Annotated in this window: 18 protein-coding genes and 1 tRNA gene; 12 read left to right on the top strand and 7 right to left on the bottom strand. The window is 58.7% G+C overall.

Going from position 1 to position 17,008, the window contains the following annotated elements; translation table 11 throughout:
- Positions 1 to 267 precede the first annotated feature (267 nt).
- Positions 268 to 837 (top strand): phosphonate metabolism protein/1,5-bisphosphokinase (PRPP-forming) PhnN, encoded by a 570-nt coding sequence (phnN, locus tag QMK55_RS20620; protein ID WP_102354213.1) that lies wholly within the window; start codon positions 268 to 270, stop codon positions 835 to 837.
- Here the strand turns inward: phnN and QMK55_RS20625 are convergent.
- Together QMK55_RS20625 and QMK55_RS20630 are read right to left on the bottom strand one after the other, a co-directional pair.
- Positions 812 to 991, bottom strand: a complete 180-nt coding sequence (locus QMK55_RS20625; protein WP_047295827.1) for a PA3371 family protein — start codon at positions 989 to 991, stop codon at positions 812 to 814. The two genes, phnN and QMK55_RS20625, sit on opposite strands and share 26 nt — an antisense overlap.
- 20 nt (positions 992 to 1,011) lie before the next feature.
- A complete protein-coding gene (locus QMK55_RS20630) occupies positions 1,012 to 1,242 on the bottom strand; it encodes a hypothetical protein (protein ID WP_102354212.1) in 231 nt (76 codons plus the stop codon).
- A 294-nt stretch (positions 1,243 to 1,536) separates the two neighbouring features.
- Here QMK55_RS20630 and QMK55_RS20635 point away from each other — a divergent pair.
- Positions 1,537 to 1,613, top strand: a tRNA-Arg gene (locus QMK55_RS20635).
- 105 nt (positions 1,614 to 1,718) lie between these two features.
- Here QMK55_RS20635 and QMK55_RS20640 read toward each other — a convergent pair.
- Complete coding sequence (locus QMK55_RS20640) at positions 1,719 to 3,095, bottom strand: lysozyme inhibitor LprI family protein (protein ID WP_102354210.1); 1,377 nt, start codon at positions 3,093 to 3,095, stop codon at positions 1,719 to 1,721.
- 210 nt (positions 3,096 to 3,305) lie between these two features.
- Here QMK55_RS20640 and QMK55_RS20645 point away from each other — a divergent pair, with 210 nt between their 5' ends.
- The 4 genes from QMK55_RS20645 to QMK55_RS20660 all read left to right on the top strand — a co-directional run bounded on the left by QMK55_RS20645 (position 3,306) and on the right by QMK55_RS20660 (position 8,493).
- A complete protein-coding gene (locus QMK55_RS20645) occupies positions 3,306 to 4,910 on the top strand; it encodes a tetratricopeptide repeat-containing response regulator (protein WP_102354209.1) in 1,605 nt (534 codons plus the stop codon).
- On the top strand, positions 4,907 to 5,599 hold the full coding sequence (locus tag QMK55_RS20650; protein WP_102354208.1) for a sensor histidine kinase: 693 nt from the start codon (positions 4,907 to 4,909) through the stop codon (positions 5,597 to 5,599). The genes QMK55_RS20645 and QMK55_RS20650 overlap by 4 nt, the downstream gene beginning before the upstream one ends.
- A gap of 200 nt (positions 5,600 to 5,799) precedes the next feature.
- On the top strand, positions 5,800 to 7,041 hold the full coding sequence (locus tag QMK55_RS20655; RefSeq protein WP_178082079.1) for a glutamine synthetase family protein: 1,242 nt from the start codon (positions 5,800 to 5,802) through the stop codon (positions 7,039 to 7,041).
- A gap of 69 nt (positions 7,042 to 7,110) precedes the next feature.
- Positions 7,111 to 8,493: an MFS transporter gene (locus QMK55_RS20660; protein WP_102354206.1), complete on the top strand. Its 1,383-nt coding sequence runs from the start codon at positions 7,111 to 7,113 to the stop codon at positions 8,491 to 8,493.
- Between the two features lie 165 nt (positions 8,494 to 8,658).
- Here QMK55_RS20660 and QMK55_RS20665 read toward each other — a convergent pair whose 3' ends face one another.
- The 4 genes from QMK55_RS20665 to flgA all read right to left on the bottom strand — a co-directional run bounded on the left by QMK55_RS20665 (position 8,659) and on the right by flgA (position 11,262).
- Positions 8,659 to 9,405 (bottom strand): flagellar brake protein, encoded by a 747-nt coding sequence (locus QMK55_RS20665; protein WP_102354205.1) that lies wholly within the window; start codon positions 9,403 to 9,405, stop codon positions 8,659 to 8,661.
- Between the two features lie 92 nt (positions 9,406 to 9,497).
- Complete coding sequence (locus tag QMK55_RS20670) at positions 9,498 to 9,965, bottom strand: flagella synthesis protein FlgN (protein ID WP_102354204.1); 468 nt, start codon at positions 9,963 to 9,965, stop codon at positions 9,498 to 9,500.
- Between the two features lie 48 nt (positions 9,966 to 10,013).
- Complete coding sequence (gene flgM / locus QMK55_RS20675) at positions 10,014 to 10,340, bottom strand: flagellar biosynthesis anti-sigma factor FlgM (protein WP_064588763.1); 327 nt, start codon at positions 10,338 to 10,340, stop codon at positions 10,014 to 10,016.
- 160 nt (positions 10,341 to 10,500) lie between these two features.
- Positions 10,501 to 11,262 carry a flagellar basal body P-ring formation chaperone FlgA gene (gene flgA, locus QMK55_RS20680; RefSeq protein ID WP_320329874.1) on the bottom strand — a complete coding sequence of 254 codons (762 nt, stop codon included), beginning with the start codon at positions 11,260 to 11,262 and terminating at the stop codon, positions 10,501 to 10,503.
- 82 nt (positions 11,263 to 11,344) lie between these two features.
- On the opposite strand from flgA, the gene QMK55_RS20685 reads away from it, so the two are divergent.
- The 6 genes from QMK55_RS20685 (at position 11,345) to flgE (ending at position 16,466) form a co-directional block, all read left to right on the top strand.
- Positions 11,345 to 12,277, top strand: coding sequence for a chemotaxis protein CheV (locus tag QMK55_RS20685; protein WP_102354202.1), 933 nt, complete (start codon positions 11,345 to 11,347; stop codon positions 12,275 to 12,277).
- A gap of 46 nt (positions 12,278 to 12,323) precedes the next feature.
- Complete coding sequence (cheR, locus tag QMK55_RS20690) at positions 12,324 to 13,151, top strand: protein-glutamate O-methyltransferase CheR (protein WP_102354201.1); 828 nt, start codon at positions 12,324 to 12,326, stop codon at positions 13,149 to 13,151.
- 372 nt (positions 13,152 to 13,523) lie between these two features.
- Positions 13,524 to 13,931, top strand: coding sequence for a flagellar basal body rod protein FlgB (gene flgB, locus QMK55_RS20695; RefSeq protein ID WP_007917581.1), 408 nt, complete (start codon positions 13,524 to 13,526; stop codon positions 13,929 to 13,931).
- Between the two features lie 3 nt (positions 13,932 to 13,934).
- Positions 13,935 to 14,378, top strand: a complete 444-nt coding sequence (flgC, locus tag QMK55_RS20700) for a flagellar basal body rod protein FlgC (RefSeq protein WP_003227217.1) — start codon at positions 13,935 to 13,937, stop codon at positions 14,376 to 14,378.
- Positions 14,379 to 14,393: 15 nt separating this feature from the next.
- Positions 14,394 to 15,119 carry a flagellar hook assembly protein FlgD gene (flgD, locus tag QMK55_RS20705; protein WP_102354200.1) on the top strand — a complete coding sequence of 242 codons (726 nt, stop codon included), beginning with the start codon at positions 14,394 to 14,396 and terminating at the stop codon, positions 15,117 to 15,119.
- Between the two features lie 30 nt (positions 15,120 to 15,149).
- Positions 15,150 to 16,466 (top strand): flagellar hook protein FlgE, encoded by a 1,317-nt coding sequence (flgE, locus tag QMK55_RS20710; RefSeq protein ID WP_102354199.1) that lies wholly within the window; start codon positions 15,150 to 15,152, stop codon positions 16,464 to 16,466.
- The last annotated feature ends 542 nt before the right edge of the window (positions 16,467 to 17,008 follow it).

Raw genomic sequence — 17,008 nt, forward strand, 5'->3', positions numbered from 1 at the left:
AATTGCCAGATCATTGGCGTCAATTCTGTGACAAATATTGAGCTGGGTAAAGGCGTAATGCCAGCACCAATTATCAGAAATGCGGACTGGTTGGAAAACTTTGCCTCGGCCCGCATCTCTGCCCGCTTCCTGGTGCACATCTGTTGATGTCGTGAGACCTCGGAACGTGCATGCTATGCGGTTTTCAATCTTTGTTCCTTACCTGTACAGGATAGTGGCAATTTGCCGATTTACTAGGGGCAAACACCCGTTGGAGGGCGTTTCAGGATGGATGGCAGGCTTATTTATCTAATGGGGCCCTCCGGTTCAGGCAAGGACAGCTTGATTGAGGCGGCGCATGAGCGATTGCGGGCGATGAACTGCGAAATCATCCGCCGGGTGATCACCCGATCAGCGGAATCGGTCGGTGAAGATGCCATTGGTGTCACGCCCGAGGAGTTCGATAAGCGTCAGCGCGCGGGCGATTTTGCCTTGGCCTGGCACGCCAATGGCCTGGCCTATGGCATTCCGTTAGAAATCGACGAATGGTTGAATGTCGGACGCCATGTGCTGATGAACGGGTCGCGCGCCAACCTGCGCCAGGCTCAGGAGCGCTACCCGACGTTGTTGCCGGTATTGTTGACGGTCAAGGATGACGTGTTGCGTGAGCGCCTGCTGCGGCGTGGTCGCGAGACCCCTGAGCAAATCGACGCCAGGCTGGCGCGCAATGCGTTGTTCAAGGACAGGAGGTCCAGCGATTTGCCTGTGCACCTGATCGACAACTCAGGCGCCCTGACAGACGCTGTCAATCAACTGCTGGCGTTGATCCGGCTTAACGCAGTACCGGATCGAACTTGATCTTGCGCCCGGCCACCAGCGCCAGCACAAACAACACCGCAAACACGCCGCAGCCAATCAGGGGCAGGGTGACTTCGGTTTCCTCGAACAGCGAAAAATGCACAACGCCACTCAATAAGGCGAGGATCAGAAATCCTGCAGCTGATTTGGACATGCTGTACTCCTGAAAATATTTCAAAAAACCAGACGTTCAGTAGCGCGCGCCGACAGAGTTTGCTCGGGCGTACTGGCCGTCTGTGCCGCGAAATCGCTGTGATCGCTCAGCACCGCCCACTGCGGCGCTTTCTGCACCTGCAAGTAATGCGGCATGCGCTGGGCCACCGGCTCAGCACCCTCGGGGACAAAATGAAAGCCCACCAACGCCGCCAAGGCGATTGCGTTTGCAAGCAAGAGAGTGCTGTTCATGAGGCCGACTCCGTTTGTTCTGTTATGCAAACAGACAAAGCAGCCGTCATGCCAACAGTCTAACCGCTGTGAAGTCCTTTAAAAACAAGCATTTGGAAGGGTTTTTCAGAAGGCGCAGGTTGCAATCTGCAATGATGACTTTTTGGGGGAGTGCAAATTGCACGGTAAATGTTCCCGCAGCATTGCAAGGCGCCTGCCTACACTTAAAAAGCCGACGGACGACATGACAAATCAAGGGCTGGCCGTTAACATGCACGCCGTCCGTCGCGCCGCTTCCGGTCGTGACAACTCAGTGTCTCAGTAGCTCAATTGGATAGAGCATCCCCCTCCTAAGGGGAAGGTTGGCAGTTCGAACCTGCCCTGGGACACCATCAAATTCCAGGCAAAAGCCCCGGCGCAATTCACATGGCGGCGGGGCTTTTTGCATACGCTGTGTTTTCGATTGTTGTGATCGCTCCGTGCGCCTTGTTATTTGGCTAGTTGTCACCGTTTTCCTCGAATTTCCCTATCGAGATTCCTGTCCCGGTTAGATGTCGGCGTCCTTTGACTTCGTAGCTACGTCCGTCATCCCCCGATCCCGGCTTGCGCACGGTGATTTGCGCAAACAACCCGTCCTTTGCGCTGTAAGCGCCGAACCAGTTGTTCATGCGGCCGAGAAAACATTCGTTGCCGATGATCACCGGGAAGTCGGCGACCGACTCGATGGCGTAATAACCGGCCCCGTAGCTGTAGTACTCCTCGCTGTCTTCGGCTGTGGGAGGAATCGGGCAGATGGGGGTTCTCGGCTCGCTGGCATCGCTCGGATCCACTTTCACGTGGGTGAGGGCTTGAGTCAGCGAGCGATGCAGGGCGGGCTCCAGTTTGAATGTCGTCTTGCCGTCCTCATTGTGCTGAGTCCGAGGAACGCTAAGTTGGTAGTCGTAGCGAACCTCGACGATGGGCACTTCGTGGTTGATTTGCAGGGGACTGAGTAAATACACCCGATCAACCCCGTAGGCGCCGGCGCGATAGGCCGCGTAGATTTTGCCGCGAAGGTTGATCCAGTTGACCGACTGGTTGGCGCCACGGTCGTTGGTGGAGTAGAGCGAGCCGCCAATGGATTCGCCGTCGGACGACGGGGTTCTGCGATTGAACTTGTCGCCGTCACGGCGAAAGGTCTCGACGAACGTGTACAGACCGGTGCCGCCGGTGTAGGTCTCGACAATCAGGTCACGTTGCCGGTCACCGTCCAGGTCAATCAAGGTAAACATAGTCCGGCCCAAGGCCGTATCAGCGTCGAACTCGGTGGCGCTCAAGGCCTTCCATTCGTCTTGGGAGACACCTTTGGGCCGCGTCTTGGGGAAGTGCGTTCTGTCTGAGAATTGATCGGCGTCCGGGTCGGCAGAAAACGTGGTTCCAGGGCTTTTCAACGACAGTGAGGCGAGTGTCCGTTCCAGGGCAAATTGCGGATCAGTTTTGCTCGCGGCCTGAATACTGTCTTGCAGGTCATCCAACACTTGTTTATCAACGCCATCCGGTTGATGGGCGGCGGACTGTGTCCACTGCGCTTGCAAAAGTTGCAGGCGCTCGCGATAGCGCAGATCCAGGCAGGCAACCTCCTCGACGCATTCATTACGTGTTTTCAACCAGCTACGTTGCGTTTGCTTCAGGTCCGGTTGGGCTTGCGCGGAGATGTTCATCAGTTGCCGATAGAGCATCCCCATCTGCGCATCCAGCTCATACAACCCTTTATTCGCGCAAATCGTCTTTTCGACGGTATTCGAAGCTTTTGTGCAGTCCATTCCAGCCGCCATCGCCTGCTGAAAAAACAGCAGCGCACAGGCGGACACGATGCAACGTCCTTTGATGTACACGAGATAAACCTTGTAGTGGAAAGATGAGCCGGTGCGCAGGGTAATCGCTGGGCGAGGAATCTTGAAGCGTCCGCTTCAGGGAACGTCACTTGTGGCCGATAACCCACTCGGTGACTTAAAAGTCGCGTGAAATCGCTTGATAGCATTTGGCCGGCAGCTATCATCTGCGCGCCTGAAATTGCCCTCACTTCAATTGCCTGGAAATCCTCGATGCTGTCGTATCACCAAAAGAGTTTTCTGATCGTCGATGATTTCTCGGATTTCCGCAGTTCCGTGCGTTCGATGCTGCGCGAGCTCGGGGTCAAGGATGTGGACACCGCCGACACCGGCGAGCAGGCGCTGAAGATGTGTGCGCAGAAGTCCTACGATTTCATCCTGCAGGATTTCCACCTCGGCGACGGCAAGAAGAACGGCCAACAGGTGCTCGAAGACCTGATGTCGGAAAAGCTCATCAGCCATGAAGCGGTGTTTGTCATGGTAACGGCCGAGACCAGTCAGGCGATGGTGCTCAGTGCCCTGGAGCACGAGCCGGATGCGTACCTGACCAAGCCGTTCAACCGTTCCGGTCTGGCCCAGCGCCTGGAGCGTCTGGAGCAGCGCAAGACGTTGCTCAAACCGATTCTGCAAGCCCTTGATCGCGGTAAGCCGGTCGAGGTGCTCAATGCCTGTATTGCGCTGTGCAAGCAGGACATCCGCTATTCGCCGCTGTGCCTGCGTTATCGCGCCGATGCGCTGCGCGACATGAACCAGAATGAGGCTCTCGAACGTCTCTATGACAGCATCATTGCCGACCGGCCGTTGCCGTGGGCGTTTGCCGGGTTGGGCAAATTGTTGTTCAAGCGTGGGCAAGTGGCGCAGGCCAAAGATGTCTATGAAAAAGCGCTGAAAGTGTTCCCGATGATGCCGTCGCTGTACGACGGCATGGCTGATGTGCTGGTCGCCGAGGGCGATACCAAAGGTGCGCAGCGGGTGCTGGAAGAGGCGATTCGGTTGTCGCCGCTGGCGGTGCGTCGGCAAGCATTGCTCGGCAAACTGGCAATGGCCAACGAAGACTTCGACACCGCGTCCCGTGCCTATCGTCAGGCGGTGACGCAGGGTGCGCAGTCGCGCTTCAAGGACCCGGAAAGCAACCTTGGCCTGGCCCATGCCTTGATCAGCAAGGGCAGTGAGCGCGGCCTCGACACCCGCACGCGGCTGGAGATCAACACCACGCTCAGCGCCGTCGCGAAAGAGAACCCGAGCGACCCCGGCCTGCAGATTCGCGCGCGTCTGATGAAGGCCACCAGTCTGCTGCTCAACGATGCCGAGACGGCCGACAAGCTCACCGAGCAAGCGCTGATGCGCCTCGACGGCATGGAGCAGTTCATGAGCCCGGAAGCGGCGTTGCTGGTCGCCAAGCAGTTGCAGATGCTCGGTCAGGCCGAGGCGGGCACCTCGATGCTCAAGAGCTGCGCCGAGATCTACGGTGACGATCCGGCGGTGATGAAAGACATCGCCAAGCTCACCGACGACCCGACTATCCTCAATTCCAGCAACGCCGCCGCCGATCTCAACCGGCAGGGCGTGCGCGTGTACAAGACCGGCAACCTGGTGGAGGCCCGTGAGGTGTTCCGCAAGGCGCTGAAGATGCAACCGAAGAACATCAGTATTGCGCTGAACATGGCCCAGTCGCTGCTGCATGGCACCGACACCAGTGTGCCGTCGGCGGAACTGGAAGAATGTCGGGCCTGCCTGAAAATGGTTGGCCTGATGCCCGACACCGACGCGCGCTATGCGCGTTATCAGAAGCTGAAAAGCAAGGCGTTTGGCGAATGAACCAAGACGAGCAGGCTCTGGATTTCTCCACGGTGATCGCTTCCACCGTTCACGACATGAAGAACTCGCTGGCGATGCTGATGCAGGCCCAAAGCCAGTGGCTGGCGCGCTTGCCCGAAGCGCAACGCGGTGGGGTGGAGCAGGGTGTGATCGACTTCGAGTTCGCCCACCTCAACGGCATGCTGGTGCAGTTGCTTGGGCTGTATAAGCTCGGCGTCAACCAGATGCCGCTGCAACCGGCCTATCACGAGCTCGATGATTTCATCGAGGCGCAACTGGCGGCGCATCAAGAGGTGTTCGCCAGTCGCGGGATCATCGCCACCTATGAGGTCGATCCGCTGAGCCCACTGGGCTTCTTTGATCGCGAGTTGATTGCGTCGGTGCTCGGGAACTGCATCAACAACGCCATTCGCTACGCCCGCGAGTCGCTGCTGATCACCGTCAGTGACGAGGCCGGGCAACTGGTGTTGAGCATCAACGATGACGGCGACGGTTACCCGGCCGAGATGCTCGAACGTCAGGCCGACTACGTGCAGGGCATCAATCACAGCAGTGGCAGCACCGGGTTGGGCCTGTATTTCGCCAGCCGGATTGCCGCGTTGCATCAGCGTAATGGCGTGGTCGGGCACACTGAAATTAGCAACGGCGGGCCATTGGGCGGCGGGGTGTTCAGCCTTTATCTGCCGTGACCCGGATTTTTGTTTGACGCTGCTTGATATTCCGAACAGCCGGAGCCTATTTTGTACGGGTCGCCGTTCGCGGCTCGCACAATAACAAGGATTGCGTCATGACAACCGATGGCCAGCGTTCACTCGCGCAGCGACTGACCGGCATTGATGAGATTGAATGTGTCACGCCGGATTTGAATGGCGTGCCGCGAGGCAAGGTGATGACCGCCGAGGGTTTCCTCGAGGGGCGGCGTTTGCAGATGGCGCGGGGTGTGCTGCTGCAATGCATCATGGGCGGTTATCCGGCAGCGCGCTTTTACGGCAGCGATGACGGCGACCTGGCGCTGGTCGCCGAGCCTTCGATGATCCATCCGTTGCCGTGGAGCGACAAGCCGCGTGCCCTGGCGATTTGCGATGCCGATGAACTGACAGGTGAAAGCTCCAATCTGTCGACCCGTGGTCAGCTCAAGAAGGTCATTGCCCATTACGCCGCGCGAGGCCTGGCGCCGGTGGTGGCGACCGAGCTGGAATTTTTTGTCTTCGCGCCGAACACCGATCCGACCCAACCGTTCCGTCCGCCGGTTGGCCTTGACGGGCGTCGCGAGGATGGCCAATCGGCGTTCAGCGTCAGTTCCAACAACGGTCTGCGGCCGTTCTTCAGCGAAGTCTATAAATGCATGGCTGCCCTCGGTCTGCCGCGCGATACCTTCATGCATGAAATGGGCGTCAGCCAGTTCGAGATCAACCTGCTGCACGGTGATCCGCTGTTGCTGGCCGACCAGACCTTCCTGTTCAAACACCTGCTCAAGGAAGTCGCGCTCAAGCACGGCCTGACCGTGGTGTGCATGGCCAAACCGCTGGCACACACGCCGGGCAGTTCGATGCATATTCACCAGAGCATCGTCGAGATCGCGACCGGCAACAATGTCTTCAGCGACGAGAACGGCCAGCCGACGGCGATGTTCCGTCACTTCATTGGTGGACAGCAGGCGGGCATGGCGGATTTCACCGCACTGTTTGCGCCCAACGTGAATTCCTATCAGCGCCTGTGCCACCCGTATGCGTCGCCGAACAATGCCTGTTGGTCCCACGACAACCGTGCGGCAGGCTTGCGGATTCCGGCCAGTTCACCCGTGGCTCGTCGAGTGGAAAACCGTCTGCCCGGCGCCGACGCCAACCCGTACCTGGCGATTGCCGCGAGCCTGGCCGCCGGCTTGCATGGGATCGAGCATGAGCTGGAACCGACTGCGGCGATTCAGGGTGAGTTCGAAGTGCCGGACAATCTTTCGCTGCCGTGTACCTTGCATGCCGCGCTCGAGCGTCTGAAACGTAGCCAATTGGCGAGGGAACTGTTCGGACAGGAGTTCATCGAAGGCTACATCGCTTCGAAGACCATGGAGTTGACCAGCTTCTTTGATGAAATCACTCCCTGGGAACGGCGTGTTCTAGCAGCCCAGGCCTGACGAACCGTCGCCATCGGGCTATCGTTTGGATAGTCCGATACTTACTGCAAGGAGCCGCTCGGAACGCCGATGCGCCAAATCTGGAAATCCTTTCGAGCGCTGTATTTCGCCTCGCTGATGATGTTGATCGGCTCGGGCCTTCTATCTACTTATCTGGCGTTGCGCCTGGCCGCTGACCATGTCGACGGACTGTGGGTCGGCGCGCTGATGGCGGCCAACTATTTCGGCCTGGTGCTGGGCGGCAAGATCGGTCACCGACTGATTGCCCGGGTCGGGCATATCCGCGCGTATTCGGCTTGTGCCGGGATCGTCGGTGCGGCGGTGCTCGGGCATGGCCTGGTCGACTGGCTGCCGGCGTGGCTGGTGCTGCGGACCATCGTCGGCCTGGGCATGATGTGCCAGTACATGGTGATCGAGAGCTGGCTCAACGAGCAGGCCGACGCCAACCAGCGCGGTCTGGTGTTCAGCGGCTACATGATCGCTTCGTATCTGGGGCTGGTGCTCGGTCAGCTGATTCTGGTCATGCACCCGGGCCTCGGCCTGGAGCTGCTGATGCTGGTCGCTCTGTGTTTCGCCCTGTGTCTGGTACCCGTGGCGCTGACCCGGCGGATTCACCCGGCGCCGCTGCATCCGGCACCGATGGAGCCGCGCTTCTTTATCAAGCGTGTGCCGCAGTCGTTGAGTACGGTGCTGGGTGCTGGTCTGATCATTGGTTCGTTCTACGGTCTGGCGCCGCTGTATGCCTCGCAGCAGGGGCTGTCGACCGAGCAGGTCGGTCTGTTCATGGGTAGCTGCATTTTTGCCGGGCTGCTGGTGCAGTGGCCGTTGGGCTGGTTGTCCGACCGTTATGATCGCGCCTTGCTGATCCGCTGCTTTGCCGGGTTCCTGGCGGTGGCGGCGTTGCCATTGGCCATCTTGCCGCAGGTGCCGCTGGAGGTTTTGTTTGTCGTCGGGTTCATGTGCTCACTGGTGCAGTTCTGTCTGTATCCGCTGGCGGTGGCGTTCTCCAACGATCACGTCGAAGGCGATCGCCGGGTGTCGCTGACGGCGATGCTGCTGGTGACCTACGGGGTTGGCGCGAGTATCGGGCCGCTGCTGGCGGGCGTGCTGATGAAGCTGTTCGGCAGCCAGAGCCTTTACGCGTTCTTCAGCTTCTTTGCGTTGGTGCTGGTGTGGCGCATTCGGCCGAAAGCGGTGACCAATCTGCATCAGGTCGACGATGCGCCGCTGCATCACGTGGCAATGCCGGATAGCATGTCCAGTTCACCTTTGGTGGCGGCCCTCGATCCGCGCGTGGATGAGCAGGTGGTGCAGGAGCAGATGCAGACCCCGGTTGAGCCTGAGCCGGAGCCGGAAGTGGAGCCTGAGATTGCGCCGGAGCCAGTAGTGGAACCAGGGCCCGATGATGGAACCGATAAACCGACGCCAGACATCAGCGGCGCCAGACCCTGACTGCACATTCTTCCTGACACACCACATTGGATGATTTTGCGACTGCTGCGCAGCCGGTCGGGGATAAATCCCCTCACCACAGGGATCTCAGTGTTACTGGGATTTTTAAGCACAAAAAAGGGCAGTCCCGCCAAGGATTGCCCTTTTTTTATTTGCCTGTCCGAATCACAGGTCGTCTTTATCGAACCGGCGTGCTTCACGCTGCAGCTGATAAACGAAGCGCTCGACGTTGCGTGCAGCCGGGCCACTGATGTTGTGGAAGCGCAGGCCGGCGAAGGTGATGTTGAGCTTTTCTTCGAAGTGCAGATAACGCAGTTCGACCGAGGTCGGCTGATTGCCGAACAGCGGGGCGGCGATGAGGCGGTCATAGACCTGGCCCAGTTGCAGACGGTCGGTGATGTCGCCTTCAAAGCGCAGCTTGCAACCGGTGGCGGAAATATCCAGCAGTTTGCCGTTGATCGGCGCCTTGAGTTTTTCGCCGCCGAGTTCGACGCTGACCAGGTCGGTCAGCTTCAGTGCTGCACGAAAGGCGTTGCGGCGCTGGTGGTAGACCACTTCGGTCGGCAGCTCGCCGGTATAGAAGCGATCGCCTTCGGATTCTTCGATGTTCAACGTGCCGGTGCATTCCCAGGCAATGCGCACACCTTCGTGGAAGCCTTCGACCCTGAAGGGCTCGCCCGCCAGCAGGAAGCGCTCACCATCGCGCGGGATCATTTCATCCAGGGCGATGGTCGCGGTTTCGCGGTCGACCTTGATCAGGTAGCTCTGGAAACGCTGGCTGCGCTCATGGAAGGTGATGATCAGCGGGTCGTGGCTTTCTTGCAACTGGCGCAGGTTGCTGGAGATTTCCAGGGGCGTGGTCAGCACCTTTGGTGGCTGCGGAGTATCATCCGCGCTTAGGGCGTTTGGCACGTTTTCTCAATCTCCAGACAAAATTTGACTACGGCTAGCCAGCATTTTGCCAGCATGTTTCGCGGGTTGATAGTGCAGGCACATCGAAAGGCTCACGCCTGGCTGAGCGTACGCGGCTTGGTGGGTTTGGCGAAAGTGCCAGTCGCGTCATACAACGCGGGTGGCTCGCCCCCGGTGAGGATTTTCAGCTGATTGGCCGTGGTGGCCTGCTGAATCTGGATTGACTGGCCGTTTTTGACATTGGCCGCCTGGCACTGGGCAATCAGGTCGGTCAGCACATCGCTCTCGGACAGCAACTGGTCGCCAATACTGGAGTGGCTGGCCAGTTGCTCCAGACCCTGACGGTCGAGCGGCAGGTTGAGGCTGGCAAGGATTTCGCTGCGCTTGCGGCCATGCTGTTCAAGCAGAATGATCAATGCCTGTTTGCGCGCCAGAATATCTTCGAGCAAAGGCATGTCGCGACCGTGCAAGGCGAGGGACTCGGTTTGCAGTAACTCCAGCAATTGTTGAGCTGGAGCAAAGTCGTCGGTGATCAGTTGCAATAAATTAGTGTCGTGCATGGCTGGCCTTGGGTTCTAAGCGTCCAAAAGCCTGGCGCCGGCAAAAGCCTAGCGCTGGGCTTCGAAGTTGAGCAGTTTGCTGGCTACACGGTTGCTGTCGACTTTGTAGCTGCCATCGGCAATCGCTGCTTTCAACTCGGCCACGCGGGCTTTGTCGACGGCAGGCTGATCACGCAGCTTGTCAGTGACCTTCTGCAACTGTTGAGCCTCATTGCTGAGGTGTACCGATTCCCCGCTTTTTGCGGTACTGGCCGTTTCGGCCGGGGTATTCAGCGGCGCGGAGGTGCCGGTTTCGGCGGTTTCCTTGGCGTTGCTGGTACGTGTACTGCCCGTAAGTGACGAGGAGCTGTTCAAACGGCTGAAATCGATGACCATGTTAAAAACCTCTGGGAATTTGGACGCTTGCCATGTTCTCGGCCATTCCCTGGAAAACTTTAGGCTCACTTTGCAATGAGCTGTCTGCACCGAAGCGTGCCCTGCTGCGGCACAGTTTAGGGAAGCAACGGGACCGGCGCCAGTTTTCTGCGTGAGCGTTTTACATGGCCACTTCCACTTGGCCCGGCGCGATGACTTGCGCCTTGATCACCCGGTTGGAGTTGAGGTTTTTCACTCGAATCTGTTCTTTCAAGCCGCCATTGGCCAGGGCCTCACCGGGCATGCGCACGGCGAGCGTACCGCTGCGGGCGATGATGACCACTTGATCACCCTTGCGCACCACTTCTGCCTGTTCCAGATGCACCAGGGTAATCACCTGATCGGCGACCGTTGGTCGGGTCAATTTCTGTCCGATGGCTTCATCCACCGACGTCAAAAAACCTTGATTGATCTGACTGACGTCGCGTTCACGCAAGGTCACGTCCTGCGGTTCGATAATCCCGGCGCGTTTGAGCGGTCGTGTGGTGGTGACAATCTCGCGAAACAGGCGGACTTGAGCGGGCACGAACACCGTCCACGGCGAGCTTCCCTCGCAGCGAACCTTGACCGTTACCCGACCCAGCGGACGTGCCGGACTCTCCAGTGACGCTGTCAATTCCTTGTCGCACATAGGCATGCGCATACGCGGGTCGAGCTGGTTGACCTCGATTTCATAGCGGCCTTCCGTTTGACTGGTAGCCAGATAGTCTTCTACGGTGAATTCAAGAAAGCCCTGAGTGACGCCGATAAGCATGTCAGGCAAGGTAACCGTATCGGCACCGGCAGGGCTGCCAGCGAAAAAGAAGCAGACGGCAGACACCGCGCACAGCGCTTTGCGGGTGCGGCAGGTCAGGCGTCGAAAAAATGTCGTTTGAGCGTTCATACGAGTTAAAAAGCAAGCGCCGTGCCGTTTAGCAATGAATGTGCGTCGCAACAACACTTGGCGTTGGTGTAGGAGTCTGGGCATGGCTGGTGTAATGGATTCGGTGAACCAGCGCACGCAACTGGTAGGGCAGAATCGCCTGGAGCTGTTGTTGTTCCGTCTCGACGGTCAGCAGCTCTACGGAATCAACGTGTTCAAGGTACGGGAAGTGCTGCAGTGCCCGTCGCTGACGTTGATGCCCAAGTCCAGTCCTGTCGTGTGCGGGGTAGCGAATATCCGGGGGGCGACCATTCCGATCCTTGATCTGGCAATGGCAACCGGCTCGGGGGCGTTGAAAGACAAGAACAACCCGTTCGTGATCATCACGGAGTACAACACCAAGACCCAGGGTTTCCTGGTCCGCTCGGTGGAGCGCATCGTCAACATGAACTGGGAAGAGATCCATCCGCCGCCCAAGGGCACGGGTCGCGATCACTACCTGACCGCGGTGACTCGAGTCGACAATCAGTTGGTCGAAATCATCGATGTCGAGAAGGTGCTGGCGGAAGTTGCGCCGACGCCGGAAGCGATTTCGGTCGGTGTGGTCGATGTCGAGACCCAGAGCAAGGCGCTGTCGCTGCGGGTGCTGACGGTCGATGACTCGTCGGTGGCGCGCAAGCAGGTCACGCGTTGCCTGCAGACGATCGGTGTCGAAGTGGTGGCGCTGAACGACGGCAAGCAGGCGCTGGATTACCTGCGCAAGCTGGTCGATGAGGGCAAGAAGCCGGAAGACGAGTTCCTGATGATGATTTCCGACATCGAGATGCCGGAGATGGACGGGTACACCCTGACGGCGGAAATTCGCAACGACCCGCGCATGCAAAAGCTTCATATCATCCTGCATACTTCGTTGTCGGGGGTATTCAATCAGGCGATGGTCAAGAAAGTCGGTGCAGATGACTTCCTGGCCAAATTCCGTCCTGATGACCTGGCATCCCGGGTAGTCGACCGGATCAAAGCAGCAGATATCAGCTAGGGGCCTTCTGCCCCTGGCGGTCAACACGATTTAAGAGGCGGCATCATTGTCTACGGGTAATTTGGATTTCGAACAGTTCCGGGTCTTCCTGGAAAAGGCCTGTGGCATTTTGCTCGGTGAAAACAAGCAGTACCTGGTCTCGAGCCGTCTCAACAAACTGATGGAGCAGCAAGGCATCAAGTCCCTGGGTGAGCTGGTACAGCGCATCCAGACCCAGCCGCGCAGCGGTTTGCGCGAGCAGGTGGTCGATGCCATGACGACCAACGAAACCCTGTGGTTTCGTGACACCTATCCGTTTGAAGTCTTGAAGAACAAGGTATTGCCCGAGGCAATCAAGGCCAGCCCCAACCAGCGTCTGCGGATCTGGTCGGCGGCGTGCTCGTCGGGTCAGGAACCGTACTCGCTGTCGATGTCGATCGATGAGTTCGAGCGCACGAATCTTGGCCAGTTGAAGATGGGCGTGCAGATTGTGGCGACTGACCTGTCCGGTCTCATGCTGACCAACTGCAAGACTGGCGAGTACGACAGCCTGGCGATCGGTCGCGGTTTGTCCGCCGATCGACTGCAGCGTTACTTCGACCCGAAAGGGCCGGGGCGCTGGGTGATCAAGGCGCCGATCAAGAACCGGGTGGAATTCCGTTCGTTCAACCTGCTCGACAGCTATGCCGCGCTGGGCAAGTTCGACATCGTGTTCTGCCGCAACGTGCTGATCTACTTCTCCGCCGAGGTGAAGAAGGACATCCTGTTGCGCATTCACAGCACGCTGAAGCCGGGCGGGTATCTGTTCCTTGGCGCCTCCGAAGCGCTGAACGGTTTGCCGGATCATTACCAGATGGTCCAGTGCAGCCCGGGGATTATTTACCAAGCGAAATAACCGCATCGGCAACAAACAAAAACGGCAGGCCCGCAAAGGCCTGCCGTTTTTTTGTGCCTGAAATATCTCCCCCACACACCACAAGTCCCCTGTGGGAGCGGGCTTGCTCGCGAAGGCGTCGTGTCAGTCAATATTTGTTTTTCTGACACGCCACCTTCGCGAGCAAGCCCGCTCCCACAGTTGTCCGGCGGTGGTAATGAAAGGGAAGGCAAGCGGCAGAAAAGCGGCAGCCAGCGGAAACCGGTTGCCGCTTTTCTGGCATTGCCACGTTGCCGATAGTTCGCAAAGCCCCGGTTTACAGGGCTTTGCCTGTTTGGCACGGCGCTTGCTAAAGCTCAGGTACGAAAAACCGGTCACCCGAAGGTTCCCGACATGAGCATCAGCTTCGATAAAGCGCTCGGCATTCACGAAAAGGCATTGGGCTTTCGCGCCCAGCGTGCCGAAGTGCTGGCCAACAACATCGCCAACGCCGATACCCCGAACTACAAGGCTCGGGATCTGGACTTCTCCAAAGTGCTTGAAGCACAGACCCAGAAGAACGCCAACGGCACCATCGCCCTGAACATGACCAACAGCCGTCACATCGAAGCTGAAGGCCTGGGCAATGGCGACGAGTCGCTGATGTATCGCACGCCGATGCAGCCTTCGATCGACCAGAACACCGTGGACGCTCAGCTGGAACAGTCCAACTACGCGGAAAACGCCGTGGGCTTCCAGGCCAGCTTCACCCTGCTCAACAGCAAATTCAAAGGGCTGGTGTCAGCCCTGCGCGGAGAGTAATCCATGTCCCTGTCCAGCGTTTTCAACATTGCCGGCAGCGGCATGAGCGCCCAAACCACGCGTCTGAACACCGTGGCTTCGAACATCGCCAACGCCGAAACCGTCTCCTCGAGCATCGACCAGACCTATCGCGCCCGTCACCCGGTGTTCGCCACCATGTTCCAGGGCGGCCAGAACAGCGGCAGCAACTCGCTGTTCCAGAGCCAGGACGCAGCAGGGCAGGGCGTGCAGGTGCTCGGTGTGGTCGAAGACCAGAGCAACCTCGAAGCGCGCTACGAGCCGAACCATCCGGCCGCTGACGCCAAAGGCTACGTCTACTACCCGAACGTCAATGTGGTGGAAGAAATGGCTGACATGATTTCCGCGAGCCGGTCGTTCCAGACCAACGCCGAAATGATGAACACCGCCAAAACCATGATGCAGAAGGTACTGACCCTCGGTCAGTAATAAGGGGCGACTGCCATGAGTGTTACCGATACCACCAGCAGCCTGAGCATGAATGACATCCTGGCGAACTCGTCGAAAAAGACCAGTTCGACCGCCGATGGCATCGCTTCGGCCACCAACAGCTCCACCGGCGGCCAGGCTCTGGGCAAGGATGCGTTCCTGCAACTGCTGGTCACCCAATTGAAGAACCAGAACCCGCTCGATCCGCAGGACAACAGCGCCTTCGTGGCGCAGTTGGCGCAGTTCAGCAGCCTCGAGGGCATTACCACCCTCAACAGCACCGTCAGTTCGCTGGCCGGCAACTACAACTCGTCGCAAGCCCTGCAGGCGTCGTCGCTGGTCGGTCGCAACGTGATCGTGCAGACCAACAGCGTGCAGATGGACGACCCGAGCAAGGGGATGACCGGTTCGGCCACCGTTCCGTCGTCGATTGCTGGCGGCACGGTCACCATCACCGACAGCAGCGGCACCGCGGTTCGCACCATCGATCTGGGTAGCCGCGCTGCAGGCAACGCGAGCTTCACGTGGGACGGCAAGGACAAGGACGGCAACCTGGTGAAGGCCGGTACTTATACCGTCAAAGCCAACGCGTCGATCAATGGCACCTCGACCGACCTGGCGACCTACCTGCCAGCCACGGTCAACAGCGTGACCATCAGCCAGACCGGTGGCGAGCTGATGCTCAACCTGTCCGGCAAGGGCACCGTCGCCCTGTCCAAAGTACAAACCATTGGTATATAGAGCCGACTAACCGGCACAAAGGAGTGGAATATGTCTTTCAATATCGGCCTTAGCGGTCTCTATGCAGCCAACAAACAACTGGACGTGACCGGCAACAACATCGCCAACGTTGCGACCGCCGGTTTCAAATCGTCCCGTGCAGAATTCGAAGACGTGTACTCGGCCACGCGCCTGGGTACCGGCAGCAAGGTCATCGGTAACGGTGTGCGCCTGGCCAACGTTTCCCAGCAGTTCACCCAGGGTGACATCAACAACACCGGTAACGTGCTGGACATGGGCATCAACGGTTCCGGCTTCTTTACCATGAGCAACAACGGCTCGATCTCCTACACTCGCGCCGGTACGTTCAAGGTCGACAACAATGGCTACATCACCAACACTGACTACACCTCGCGTCTGCAAGGCTACGGTGTGGATGCCAACGGCAAGGTCATCAACGGTGTGCTGACCGACCTGAAGATCGACACCTCGAACCTGGCGCCGAAATCCACCTCGCTGGTGACTTCGACCATCAACCTGGATTCGACCGCTCCAGTGATCGACGACACAGTGGCGGCCGGCAAGTTCGACCCGACCAACCTTGCGACTTACACCAAGTCGTTCAGCACGCCGATCTATGACAGCCAGGGCAACATGCACCCGATGGATCAGTACGTGGTGAAAACCGGTGCCAATACCTGGAAGGTGTACACCCTGGTAGACGGTCGTAACCCTGACGCTACCGGTAGCGATCCAAAAGTCACCGCACCCGTGCCTTCGACCATGAGCTTTGACTCCGCTGGCAAGCTGACTCAGGTCAGCACCCTGCCTGGCCCGGTGATCAGCAGCGACTTGAAACTCAGTGGCTGGGTCCCGGGTAACGTGGTCAACGGTACTTTCAAACCCAATGGTGCAGCCGCGAACCCGGCCGGCATCACCATTTCGATGGCGAAGACCACCCAGTACAACGCAGACACCGCGCGTTCGATCCCGACTCAGGACGGTTATGCCACTGGCCAGATCACGAACCTGACCATCGACGGCACCGGTACCTTGTTCGCCAACTTCAGCAACAACCAGAACAAGGCCATCGGTCAGGTTGCGCTGGCCAGCTTCACCAACGAACAAGGCCTGCAAGCGGTCGGCGGCACCAGCTGGAAGGAAACTTTCGCTTCGGGTATTCCGGGCTACGACGCTCCGGAAACCGGCACGCTGGGTTCCATCCAGTCCAACTCGCTGGAAGAGTCCAACGTTAACCTGACCAACGAGCTGGTGGACCTGATCAAGGGCCAGAGCAACTATCAGGCGAACGCCAAGACCATTTCGACTCAGAGCACCATCATGCAGACCATCATTCAGATGACCTGATTGCGGTTTCTGGTTGTGCAAGGGAGCCCCTCTTTTTGAGGGGCTTTTTTGTGGGGCTTTTGGGGGCATATCCGTTGCTGCGGTAACGGCTTCTTATGGTTTCGCCCTGACGGCCGACTCCCTTTGGCAAACGCCCCAAAGGAAGCAAAGGTCTGTACCCCAGCGTACGGCCCTCGCCGTGGCTCGGGTTCCTTCGCTGCGGGATTCATCCGGGCGCATCGCCTCCGGTTTGCTTCGCTGCACCTCCTCTCGATGTGTTTGGCTGCGCCAAACGGTCGCTGCACTCCCACCCCCGGATAAACCCCGGAACGAGGCCTGCCGACGGGGCCGGTACGGCAAGATCAAAAGCTGCAGCCGAGCTTGCGCTCATCCTGTTGAGTGGTGAAAAGCGGATGCGGTGGACTGTTGATTTCTGTGGGAGCCAGCCTGCTGGCGATGGCGGCCTGCCAGCCAACCACTTCTGACAGATGTGCTCATCCTCTGTAGGAGCTGCCGAAGGCTCGGGCCGCGTTCGGACGATCTTTTGATCTTTGGCAGCAGCA

This window comes from Pseudomonas sp. P8_229 (assembly GCF_034008635.1).
Lineage (GTDB): Bacteria > Pseudomonadota > Gammaproteobacteria > Pseudomonadales > Pseudomonadaceae > Aquipseudomonas.

Coding starts and splice junctions, on each gene's coding strand:
- phnN (WP_102354213.1), top strand. CDS start 268: ATGGATGGCAGGCTTATTTATCTAATGGGGCCCTCCGGTTCAGGCAAG.
- QMK55_RS20625 (WP_047295827.1), bottom strand. CDS start 991: ATGTCCAAATCAGCTGCAGGATTTCTGATCCTCGCCTTATTGAGTGGC.
- QMK55_RS20630 (WP_102354212.1), bottom strand. CDS start 1,242: ATGAACAGCACTCTCTTGCTTGCAAACGCAATCGCCTTGGCGGCGTTG.
- QMK55_RS20645 (WP_102354209.1), top strand. CDS start 3,306: ATGCTGTCGTATCACCAAAAGAGTTTTCTGATCGTCGATGATTTCTCG.
- QMK55_RS20650 (WP_102354208.1), top strand. CDS start 4,907: ATGAACCAAGACGAGCAGGCTCTGGATTTCTCCACGGTGATCGCTTCC.
- QMK55_RS20655 (WP_178082079.1), top strand. CDS start 5,800: ATGACCGCCGAGGGTTTCCTCGAGGGGCGGCGTTTGCAGATGGCGCGG.
- QMK55_RS20660 (WP_102354206.1), top strand. CDS start 7,111: ATGCGCCAAATCTGGAAATCCTTTCGAGCGCTGTATTTCGCCTCGCTG.
- QMK55_RS20670 (WP_102354204.1), bottom strand. CDS start 9,965: ATGCACGACACTAATTTATTGCAACTGATCACCGACGACTTTGCTCCA.
- flgM (WP_064588763.1), bottom strand. CDS start 10,340: ATGGTCATCGATTTCAGCCGTTTGAACAGCTCCTCGTCACTTACGGGC.
- flgA (WP_320329874.1), bottom strand. CDS start 11,262: ATGAACGCTCAAACGACATTTTTTCGACGCCTGACCTGCCGCACCCGC.
- QMK55_RS20685 (WP_102354202.1), top strand. CDS start 11,345: ATGGCTGGTGTAATGGATTCGGTGAACCAGCGCACGCAACTGGTAGGG.
- flgB (WP_007917581.1), top strand. CDS start 13,524: ATGAGCATCAGCTTCGATAAAGCGCTCGGCATTCACGAAAAGGCATTG.
- flgC (WP_003227217.1), top strand. CDS start 13,935: ATGTCCCTGTCCAGCGTTTTCAACATTGCCGGCAGCGGCATGAGCGCC.
- flgD (WP_102354200.1), top strand. CDS start 14,394: ATGAGTGTTACCGATACCACCAGCAGCCTGAGCATGAATGACATCCTG.
- flgE (WP_102354199.1), top strand. CDS start 15,150: ATGTCTTTCAATATCGGCCTTAGCGGTCTCTATGCAGCCAACAAACAA.